Source organism: Dubosiella muris (assembly GCF_004793885.1).
GTDB classification, from domain to species: domain Bacteria; phylum Bacillota_I; class Bacilli_A; order Erysipelotrichales; family Erysipelotrichaceae; genus Dubosiella; species Dubosiella muris.
This window is the reverse complement of sequence record NZ_SRYG01000021.1, coordinates 43,426-52,260: the sequence shown is the minus strand read 5'-3', so window position 1 is coordinate 52,260 and position 8,835 is coordinate 43,426. Positions and strand designations below refer to the sequence as shown.

7 protein-coding genes are annotated in these 8,835 nt (G+C 51.1%); 5 read left to right on the top strand and 2 right to left on the bottom strand.

The window, feature by feature from the left end:
• Window positions 1-161: 161 nt before the first annotated feature.
• Window positions 162-752 carry a glycoside hydrolase family 2 protein gene (locus E5336_RS09960; RefSeq protein ID WP_135980972.1) on the bottom strand — a complete coding sequence of 197 codons (591 nt, stop codon included), beginning with the start codon at window positions 750-752 and terminating at the stop codon, window positions 162-164.
• Between the two features lie 323 nt (window positions 753-1,075).
• On the opposite strand from E5336_RS09960, the gene uxuA reads away from it, so the two are divergent.
• The 4 genes from uxuA to E5336_RS09940 are packed head-to-tail and all read left to right on the top strand — an operon-like array spanning window position 1,076 to window position 5,464.
• On the top strand, window positions 1,076-2,143 hold the full coding sequence (gene uxuA, locus E5336_RS09955; RefSeq protein WP_277820850.1) for a mannonate dehydratase: 1,068 nt from the start codon (window positions 1,076-1,078) through the stop codon (window positions 2,141-2,143).
• A gap of 39 nt (window positions 2,144-2,182) precedes the next feature.
• Entirely contained in the window at window positions 2,183-3,802 is a 1,620-nt protein-coding gene (locus E5336_RS09950; protein WP_135980970.1) for a mannitol dehydrogenase family protein, read from the top strand.
• The gene (locus tag E5336_RS09945; RefSeq protein ID WP_135980969.1) at window positions 3,802-4,440 is read left to right on the top strand and encodes a bifunctional 4-hydroxy-2-oxoglutarate aldolase/2-dehydro-3-deoxy-phosphogluconate aldolase; all 639 of its coding nucleotides are present in this window, start codon (window positions 3,802-3,804) and stop codon (window positions 4,438-4,440) included. The genes E5336_RS09950 and E5336_RS09945 overlap by 1 nt, the downstream gene beginning before the upstream one ends.
• 1 nt (window position 4,441) lies before the next feature.
• Window positions 4,442-5,464, top strand: a complete 1,023-nt coding sequence (locus tag E5336_RS09940) for a sugar kinase (protein ID WP_135980968.1) — start codon at window positions 4,442-4,444, stop codon at window positions 5,462-5,464.
• 30 nt (window positions 5,465-5,494) lie between these two features.
• On the opposite strand, the gene E5336_RS09935 is transcribed toward E5336_RS09940, so the two are convergent.
• Entirely contained in the window at window positions 5,495-6,373 is an 879-nt protein-coding gene (locus E5336_RS09935; protein ID WP_135980967.1) for a helix-turn-helix domain-containing protein, read from the bottom strand.
• 61 nt (window positions 6,374-6,434) lie between these two features.
• Between E5336_RS09935 and E5336_RS09930 the strand changes: the two genes are divergently transcribed.
• A complete protein-coding gene (locus E5336_RS09930) occupies window positions 6,435-8,705 on the top strand; it encodes a glycoside hydrolase family 3 protein (protein WP_135980966.1) in 2,271 nt (756 codons plus the stop codon).
• Window positions 8,706-8,835: the final 130 nt, after the last annotated feature.

The following is an 8,835-nucleotide window of genomic DNA, read 5'->3' as shown; positions in this document are numbered from 1 at the left end:
GGTACACTTTAAAATGTATCCTCTAAGACTGCCATTTCTTAACTAAATGACATTGCGCTGCTCGGCTCTTTTTTTTATTTGGCAAACAAAAAGGTGAAGCGTTATTTTGCTTCACCTTTTTTGCATGAAAGAGCGGAAATAAAAAAGCCGATGGGAACCCATCAGCTCATAGAGATTTCCAGCACGTGTTTTGACCATTGCTCAAGACTTTCTTTCGTATCGGGCCAGACAATCAATCCGGTTTCCTCGCACAAATCAAAAAAATCTTGCGAATGCTGGTTGAAGTTGACTAGAACCGCTTGCACGCCCGAAGCGTGAAGCTGATCCACGACTTGAGCCAAATCCTCGAAATTTGCCTCCTTGTCCGCTGTTTTTCCATCCGCCGGCAGTTTTAAGCCTTTTAAAGCCGTTGGCTGACCATTCAAAAACACTCCGAGATCCGGATGGAACGATAGATCCTTGATTCCAATCGTCGCTTCTTTGGCGGCGATCACGTTGCCGCCTTCCACCAGTCTCGCTTCCACGATATATAAATAAGGGTCGGCGATCCCGTTCCATAAATTTGGACGCTCGAGAGTCAGCGACAGCTTTGGCGACGCGCTGCACACGCTTGACACAATGCGGTTTTCATCGTCAAACAAGCGGACTTCGATCATGTGGTTTGACGTGTTGGCTGTCCACCCTGTTTCAATGGATAAAACCGCGTGATCCCCTTGCAAAACAGATGAAACTTCAAGACGGTTATTTTTCATACTCTTAAGAACTCCTTAATTAATCTAAAAACCATTGTAGAGGAAGCGGAGAGGATTCGACATTGCGAAAATTGAGATAGAGATTGTTGAAATTGCTATTCAGATAGAAAAATAACATCTTTTCACACAGTTTTGATTCTTTCTAAATCTTGCTTTAGCTTATAATAAAGAGGAATGGGGAATCGCGTTTTTATCAAAGCGACTTTCGCAAAAAACGCAATGTTCTCCACAAATTAAACAATTTTAAGAAATTGGCTTGCGACCTATACTAACAGTGTAATGAAAGCGCAACCAACAGGAGGTTTAAAAAGAATATTATGGAAATGACATTAAGATGGTATGGACCTGGACACGACACGATTTCGCTGGAGCAAATTCGACAGATTCCAGGCGTAACGGGCGTTATCACAACGCTGTATGATAAAATGCCAGGTGAACTGTGGACGCAAGAAGAAATTCACGACTTGAAACGTTATGTAGAAGAGCATGGACTGAATTTGTCAGGAATTGAATCGGTCAACGTGCATGATTCAATCAAAACCGGCGCACCGGACCGCGATAAATACATCGACGCCTACATTGAAACGTTGGAAAACTTAGGAAAAGAAGACATTCATTTGGTTTGCTACAACTTTATGCCTGTTTTCGACTGGACGCGTACCGAGCTTGCCCGGGTGTTGCCGGACGGTTCGACGGCGCTGGCCTATAACCAGACGACGGTTGACAACATGGATCCAGCCAACATGTTTGACTCGATTGCCGGGGATATGAATGGAACGGTTATGCCAGGATGGGAACCGGAACGGATGGAGAAAATCAAGGAACTCTTTGAAATGTACAAAGACATCGACGAGGAAAAACTGTTTGAAAATCTCGTTTACTTCCTTGAACGCATCATGCCGGTTTGCGACAAATACGACATCAACATGGCGATCCACCCGGATGATCCAGCTTGGCCGGTATTCGGACTGCCACGCATCATCACGAGCAAGGAAAAAATTCTTCGCGTGATGAAGGCGGTCGACAACAAGCACAACGGTGTGACATTCTGCGCGGGCTCGTACGGAACGAACATCAAAAACGATTTGCCGGAAATGATTCGCGCGCTCCCTGGCCGTATTCACTTCGCACACGTGCGCAACTTGAAATTCAACAGCTTCTCGCCGCTTGATTTCGAAGAAGCACCGCACCCAAGCCAATGCGGAACGTTCGACATGTATGAAATCGTCAAAGCGCTGCATGACATCAACTTTGACGGTCCGATCCGTCCAGACCATGGACGCATGATCTGGGGCGAAGTCGGCATGCCAGGATACGGATTGTACGACCGGGCGCTGGGCGCGACGTACATTCTCGGATTGTGGGAAGCCATTGAAAAAAACCAGAAATAATTGATCAAAAGCATTGAGTAAGAAAGAAGGCAAAATACGATGAAATTATCAAATACAGGATTAAAAGACCGTCAGCCTTGGATCGAAGCCGGATACGATCTTCCGACTTACGACCGCGAAGCGATGATCGCCAAAACAAAAGCGGAGCCAACCTGGATTCATTTTGGCGCCGGAAACTTGTTTAAAGCCTACCAGGCCAACGTAGTGGAAACCCTTTTGAACGAAGGCGTTTTGGACCGCGGACTGATCGCGGTGGAAGGATTTGACGAAGCGATTCTGCAAAACTTCCGCGACCACGACACGCTCGCGCTGCTCGCCACGCTCAAATCCGATGGAAACGTGCAAAAGACGGTCATCGGCTCGATTGCCGAGTCCGTTTTCCTCGATCCGAAAAACGAGGCGGAATTCGCCCGGATGAAGGAAATCTTCCGCGCTCCAAGCTTGCAGATGGCGTCGTTCACGATTACGGAAAAAGGCTACGCCCTCACCAACGCGGCAGGCGAAACGCTCGAACCAGTCAAAACCGATTTCGAGCAAGGACCAGCCATGCCGGTTTCCTACCTGGGAAAAGTGTGCGCTCTGCTTCTGGAACGCTACAACAACGGCAAGCTGCCAATCGCGATGGTCAGCATGGACAACTGCTCGCACAATGGCGAGAAACTGAAAAACGCGATCATGGCTTACGTCAAAGCATGGAACGAAAACGGCTTTGTCTCCGATGAATTCGTACAATATGTCGACGACGAGAACCAGGTAAGCTTCCCATGGTCGATGATTGACAAAATCACGCCTAGACCGGATGACAAAGTGAGCGAAATCTTCAAAAAAGACGGAGTCGAGGACATGGATCCAGTCAAGACATCGCGCGGATCATTTGTCGCGCCGTTTGTCAACGCGGAAGAAACCGAATACCTCGTCATCGAAGACCAGTTCCCGAACGGTCGTCCGGCGCTCGAAAAAGGCGGGCTGATTTTCACGGATCGCGAAACCGTCAACAAAGTGGAAACGATGAAAGTCACGACATGCTTGAATCCGCTGCATACGGCTCTGGCCGTGTTTGGATGCCTGCTCGACTACACGCTCATCAGCGCGGAAATGCAGGACGCCGATCTGGTTGGCTTGATCAAAGCCATCGGCTACAAAGAAGGACTGCCGGTTGTCATCAACCCGGGCATCCTGGATCCAAAAGAATTTATCGACACAGTCATCAACGTGCGGTTCCCGAACCCGTTCATGCCGGACGCTCCACAGCGAATCGCAACCGACACGTCGCAGAAATTAAGCGTTCGCTTTGGTGAAACAATCAAATCGTACGCGCAGGACGAAACGCTCGATCCAGCGAACCTGGAAGCCATTCCACTGGTGTTTGCGGGCTGGCTGCGCTACCTGATGCAAATCAACGACAACGGAAACCGGTTCGAAGCCAGCGTGGATCCGCTGCTTGACGAGCTGTATCCACTCGTATCCGGCATCCAGCTTGGCGATGTGGTCACCGTCGAAGATCTCAAGCCGATTTTGACGAACGCCAAAGTGTTTGGCATCGACTTGATCGAATACGGCATGGCCGACAAAGTCGTTGCACTGTTCAATCAAATGAACGCAAAAGAAGGCGCGATTCGTTCGACGCTCCACGAAGTGGTGGAAAAGGTGAGCAAATAATGAATAAAACTTTACAGCGATTCAACGAAATCGGGATCATCCCGGTCGTCGTTCTCGACCATAAGGAAGACGCCGCGCCACTAGCCAACGCCCTGTGCGAAGGCGGTCTTCCCGCCGCGGAAGTGACATTCCGCACCCGTGAAGCCGCCGCCTGCATCGAGGCGATGAAAGCCGCCCGTCCCGACATGCTCGTCGGCGCAGGTACGGTTTTGACGACAAAACAAGTCGACGAAGCCATCAACGCGGGCGCGCAGTTCATCGTTTCCCCCGGATTCGATGAGGAAGTTGTCAAATACTGCATCGAAAAAGACATTCCGGTCACACCGGGAACGTGCACGCCAACCGATGTCCAAAGAGCGTACCGCCTTGGACTCGATGTCGTGAAGTTCTTCCCGGCCGAGCCGGCAGGCGGTCTGGCGATGATCAAAGCGATCGCGGCGCCTTACAACATGATGAAATTCATGCCGACCGGCGGCATTTCCGAAAAGAACATGGATGCCTATTTGAAAGAGGACATCATTCTTTGCATCGGCGGCAGCTGGATGGTAAAGAAAGACTTGATCGAGGCGAAAGCGTTCGACCAGATCGAGGAAATGACGCGGCAGGCAGTCAAAAAATTGAATGAGGTAAGAGGATAAAATGAAAAAAGTCATTACATTCGGAGAATTGATGCTCCGGCTCGCGCCGGCAGGCTACACGCGGTTCGTGCAGGCCGACAGCTTTGGCGCGACCTACGGCGGCGGCGAAGCCAACGTCGCGGTATCGCTGGCCAACTACGGCCACGACGCGCATTTCGTCAGCAAACTGCCAGCCCATGAAATCGGGCAGGCGGCGCTGAACTCGCTGCGCAAATACGGCGTGAATACAAGCGACATCGTGCGCGGCGGCGAGCGTGTCGGCATTTACTACTTGGAAAAAGGCGCTAGCCAGCGTCCAAGCAAGGTCATCTACGACCGCAAGGACAGCGCGATCGCGAAAGCAAGCCCGGAAGACTTCGACTGGGATCAAATTTTGGACGGGGCTGAATGGTTCCATACGACAGGGATCACGCCGGCGCTCAACGACGAGGTGGCGGACATCACGTTGGAAGCGATGAAGAAATGCCATGAAAAAGGCATTCCGGTATCGTGCGACTTGAACTACCGCAACAAGCTGTGGAGCAAGGAAAAAGCCAACAAAGTGATGAGCGAGCTGGCGAAGTACATCGACGTGTGCATCGCCAACGAAGAGGACGCTAAAGACGTGTTTGGCATCGAAGCGGCGAACACAGACATCCATGGCGGCCAAATCAACCACGAAGGCTACAAAGACGTGGCGAAACAACTGATGGACACGTTCGGCTTCCAGAAAGTGGCGATCACGCTGCGGGAAAGCATTAGCGCCAACCGCAACTTGTGGAGCGCGATGCTGTATGACGGCAACGAGTACTGCTTCTCGAAGAAATACGATTTGAACATCGTGGACCGCGTAGGCGGCGGGGACTCGTTTGGCGGCGGATTGATCCACGCCTTGATGGAAGGCAAAAACAGCCAGGACGCAATCGAGTTTGCGGTGGCGGCCAGCGCGCTGAAGCACTCGGTGGAAGGCGACTACAACCTGGTGTCGGTGGACGAGGTCGAAAAGCTCGCCCAGGGCGATGGTTCGGGACGCGTTCAGCGATAAGAAAACCGAAAAAAAACAAAAATACCAGCTCTAACGAGCTGGTTCTATTCTATGTTTTTCCCGGAACTCTTTCGGGGACATTCCATATTCTTTCACAAAGGCCCGGTAAAAGTTGGAGTAGTTTTTAAAACCGGCCTGTTCGCATGCTTTAGTGATGTCGGTGTCGGAAAGAATGGCGCCACACACTAAATCCAATCGTTTCTTAATGATATACTGATGAACCGACATCCCCACGTGGGACTTGAATAAATGCGAGATGTAGTATTTTGAAATATAAAAGGTTTGCGCCAGCGACTCGAGCGAGATGTCTTCGTCGATGTGCATTTTAATGTAGTTGAACAAGCTTTCCGCCAAACTTTGTCCTTCTTTTAATTCATAAGGATGGTCTTGTTCGTACAGCATTTGATTGATGGTGAGCAGCACGTCGCAGCAGCAAAGACGCTCCTGCACATGTTTGCCGAACTCGTCGTAATGCATGCTTTCCAAAAGGCGCAAGATCTTGGACTGGATGTTGTACGAAGTGATTCGGTCGAGGTGGTAATGGTAGCGTTTCTCGTGAACGACCGGTTTTTCCAAATAGCCAAAGCTTTGATCCAAGCCGACCATGCGTTTAAAAAACGGCTCGGAAATCCAAAGCGTGAAGCGACGATACGGGGTTTTGCTCGTGTCGATGTGGGAATAATGGAAAATTCCGGGAGGGACGATGACCAAATCCCCCGGCTCGAGTCGATACGTCGAATCGCCGACAACGGTCGTTACGCTCCCTTCCAGAAAAAAAAGAATCTCGTAATAATCATGTTTATGCGTGCTAACCCGGTGAAGATTGTTGTCCGTATAGTAATACAATTCAAAATCCGGCTCGATCATATTTTGCCGCTGGTTAAATTCAGTTCGAAGTTTTTCTTTCATAACCCTATCTTATCAAAAAGACGGGATGAATATCATTAAGGTGCACACATGAGGTAAAAAAGTGAAAAAAGCAAGTGAAGAAATCAAAATATACCACAACGAGAACGGGCCGACGATCACGACGGTCGACCAGCCGGTTCTTGAAGCCGACGGGTTGTTTTTTAAAGACCTGGACGGCAGCGGCGAGTTAAAAGTCTTTTCCGACTGGCGCAAAAGCCCGGAAGAAAGAGCGCAGGCGCTCGTTGACGACATGTCCGTAGAGGAAAAGATCGGCCAGTTGTTCGTGACGAGCCGCAACCCGTTCACAAAGGAAATCGGCCAGCTGGAAAAAAGAATGGCCAAAGAAAAAGGCGTTGATCCGGAAAGCATCGTGAAGGTATCCGATGAAACAGGTCTGCTTGATGAGAACACGCTGGAAAACGCGTCGATTTTCGCCGGATACACGATTCCGGGCACGACGCAGTCGATCCGGGAAGACAAGATGCGCAACTACATTTTGCGTGACAACCCGCAGCCGGACCACTTGACGGACTGGTTGAACGAGCTGCAAAAAACAGCCGAAAACAACGGGCATTTCATCCCGGTTATGGTAACGACCAACTCCCGTAACGAAAACGGAAAAGTCGTGTTCGGTATGAACGACGCGGTTGGCGTGTTCCCGGCATGGCCTGGCACGCTTGGTATCGCGGCGGCGGTGCTTGGCGCCAACGACACGGGCATCGTCAAGGAATTTGGCGAGGCAATCCGCCACGAATGGAACGCGGCCGGTTTGCGTAAAGGCTACATGTACATGGCCGATGTTGTGACGGACCCAAGATGGCAGCGAATTTACGGTACATTTGGCGAAAATCCGGAACTGATCGCGAAGATTTTCGAAGCCCTTGTACCAGCGGTGCAGGGCGGCGAGAACGGCGTGACGACGGATGGCGTGGCGCTGACGGTAAAACACTGGCCGGGTGGCGGCGCGCGTGAAAACGGCTTCGACCCGCACTACAAAGAAGGGCAGTGGAACGTGTACGCGACGGAAGACTCGCTGACAAACTACCACACGAAAGGGTTCATTCCGGCCATCGCGCACAACGTGGCGTCGATCATGCCATACTACGCGAAGCCGTGCAAGGAGAAATCGGCGGCGCAGCATGGATTGAACGGCGAGGAGATCACATGGACTCCGGTTGGATTCGCGTTCAACCACTATATGATCCAGGAGCTTTTGCGCGATCAGTTTGGTTTCAAAGGCTACATCAACTCGGATTCGGGTATCATTGACAACATGAGCTGGGGCGTGGAAGCGCTCGACCGGCCGGAGCGGGTGGCGCTGGCCATCAACAACGGCGTCGACTTGATTTCGGAATCATATGGTGTTGAACTGGCAAAAGAGGCATACGCCCGCCGCACAAACGGCTACTACGACACGCACGCCATTCCGGAAGGCTACACGCTCAAGCAAATCACGCTGGATGACGCGGCTATTTCCAGAGCGGCAAAGCGCACGCTGACGGAGAAGTTCGCGTTGGGCATGTTCGAAGATTCGTACCGCGATCCGAAAGAGTCGAAGGCGGCCATTTCGGAAAGCGAGGACTGGGAAAAGGCGATGGAAGTACACCGCCAGTCGGTTGTCCTTCTGAAAAACAACGGCGTCCTGCCGCTGGAAACGGAAGGCAAGAGCGTCTATGTCGAAGGCTTCGACCAGACGGAAAAAGCGAGCGAGGCGTGGACGAAGGCTCTGCGCGAAGAGCTGGCCAAGGAAAACGTGACGCTGACAGACGACTATACGAAAGCGGACGTGGCGATCCTTATGGTTTCGCCACAGTCCGGAAACTACTTTACGGCGACGAAAGGCTTGCTGGAAATCGACCTTTGCGAAAACAAAGTCGTAGCCGACTTTAGCGAGGAAGGTTTGCCTCTGGAAACGACGCACGAGGAAACGACGGCGGCCGGCATCGGACGCGTGAAGGAAATCAGCGAGAACATCCACGCGCGCGGCGGAAAAGTCGTGGGAACGATCAACATCACGATGCCTTGGATCGTACAAAACCTCGAGCCGTATTGCGATGTGCTGATGGCTGGTTTCGACACGTACACGAAAGCGTACTACGACGTGCTGTTCGGCCGGTTCGCGCCGGTTGGCAAGCTGCCGATGACGCTGCCGAAAAACGACGAAGTCATCGCGGTCAATGAAAAAGGCGTATGCATCACGCCAAACGACTTGCCAGGCTACGAGAAGGACAAGTACCTTCCGGATGCCTTGAAAGACGAAAACGGCAAAGGCTACGCCTACAAGGACGCGGCCGGAAACTACTACGAGTACGGTTTCGGTTTGACGCTGTAGTCGATACAATACAACAAAATAAGCAAAGAAATGGTGGATAGACAATCCACCTTTTTTTGTTAATTAGCCACAGTTATATACTGATGCAATAATCGTTGCAAATTTATGACATATATAAAAAGTTAAAAAA